Below are 1,795 nucleotides of genomic sequence, written 5' to 3' on the forward strand. Positions count from 1 at the left end.
CACATGGGCGACCCGCATCGAGTAGTAGTCGCCCTCGGCGGCCATCACGTCGAACAGCGAGCGGCGGCCGAGCTGCTGCCACTGCTGCAGCGTCGACGCGCGCACGCGGTCGCTGTTGCGCAGGATCTCGACGATGCGCCGGGCGCGATCCAGCGTGGAAGTGCCGACCTCGTTCATCTCCAAGAGGCGGTAGCGCTTGGCCTCGATGGCCTCGTCGCGCTGCAGCACGGTGGCCCGGTAGCGCTGCACGGCGGCACTGGCCTGGGCGTGGGCGCCGGGCTGGAGGATGGGGATGGTGACGGACACGCCGGCGCCAACGTCGTTGGAGCGCGACTCGCCGGGGCCGCTGCGGAACATCGCGCTGGCGCTGCCGGTCAGGTTGACCGTCGGTTTCTGGCCCGCAATGACGGACTCGGCAAAGCTGCGCTGCGAGCGCGCCTGGGCCTCGGCCTGGGCGACGTCGGCGCCGAGCAGGATGTCGCTCTGCATCTGCTCCAGGTCGGGCATCACGGACAGCTGGGCCGTCATGCCGATGCTGGGCGGCAGGGGCTCGCCCACCAGGCGCTTCATGCGCACCTCCGTCTGGCGCAGGGCCGACATGGTCTGCTCCAGCGACAGGTCGGCCTGCTGCAGGCTCTTCTGCGCCTGCACCAGCTCGCTGGCGCGGCCGCGGTCGGCCTTGGTGATGATCTCCAGCGCGTCGACCAGGCAGGCCATCTTGCGCACGTATTGGGTGTAGACCTGGCCCTGCAGCACGTAGCGGCTGCGGTCCAGCGCCAGCGTGACGACGTTCAGCGACAGCTGCTCCTCGGCGCTGCGCTGGCCTTGGGCTGYGACTTCGGCGAGCTCCTTGCGCCAATCGGTCAGCTTGGCGACGCGGCCGGAGTCCCAGACCGGCATGCCGGCCGAGAGCGTCGCACCGGCTTGGCCACCCCGGCCGACGGTCACGCCGCCGACGTTCTGGTACACGCCGTTGGTGCTGATGGTGAGGTTGGCCGTCGGGAGGCCCAGTGCACGCGTCTCTTCGACGTCCGATCGGGCGGCATCGGCCAGCAGGCGCACGGCGCCCAGGGCCTTGCTGCGCGACAGCGTTGCGTTGATCAGTGTTTGCAGCGCGGCGCGCGGGTCGCCGGTCTGGGTTTCGAGGGCACTCATGTCGCGGCCCAGGCGCGACAGGCCAGCGTCGTCCTCGTTGCAGCGGCCTTGGGACGCAGGCACCTCGACCGCCGGCGGCGGCGCAACAGTCTTGGGCGGGCGCGTCTGCGCCAGCGCGAGTGAACCGAAGGCGGCGAAGCCGAGAACGATGAGGGGGCGGAGCGGGTACAGCATGGCCCCGTCACTAGACCATTCCGACCCCTTTCCCAAAGCCCGGAAAAGCGGGCCCGCGCCGGCCCTTGTTCAGCGCTCTCTCGAAGGCGGCCCTGCTGTTCTACGGGCCGAGCGCTGGGCCGCTCCCGAGCCGGCCCTCTTGGCGATGTGCTTGCCGGTTGATCCGGCAAGCATCGCCGTCCCCCCGGGGGACCGACCAAGCTCGCCGCGTTCAGCAGGCGAGACTGGGCGAGGGGCAGCTTTACCTCTCGCGCAGCGCTTCCTGCGACTTCATCATCGGCCGCAGCAGATAGCTCAGCACCGAGCGCTCGCCGGTCTTGATCTCCACCTGCGACGTCATGCCCGGGATGACGGGCAGCTTCTCGCCCTTGTACTTGAGGTTGTTGCGCTCGGACGTGACGATGACGCGGTAATGGCCCTCGCCGCTCTTGTCGCCCTCGGTGACGGCGTCGGGGCTCATGTAGGT

At 69.9% G+C, this 1,795-nt stretch carries 1 protein-coding gene and 1 pseudogene; both read right to left on the reverse strand.

Annotation, left to right across the window (positions count from 1 at the left end; genetic code table 11):
- On the reverse strand, positions 1–1,329 hold a 1,329-nt coding region (locus ACXJKR_RS31370; RefSeq protein WP_457326184.1), incomplete at its 3' end, for a TolC family protein.
- A gap of 241 nt (positions 1,330–1,570) precedes the next feature.
- A pseudogene (locus ACXJKR_RS31375) lies at positions 1,571–1,795 on the reverse strand (hemolysin secretion protein D); the annotation flags it as partial.

Source organism: Roseateles sp. P5_E11 (assembly GCF_054049355.1).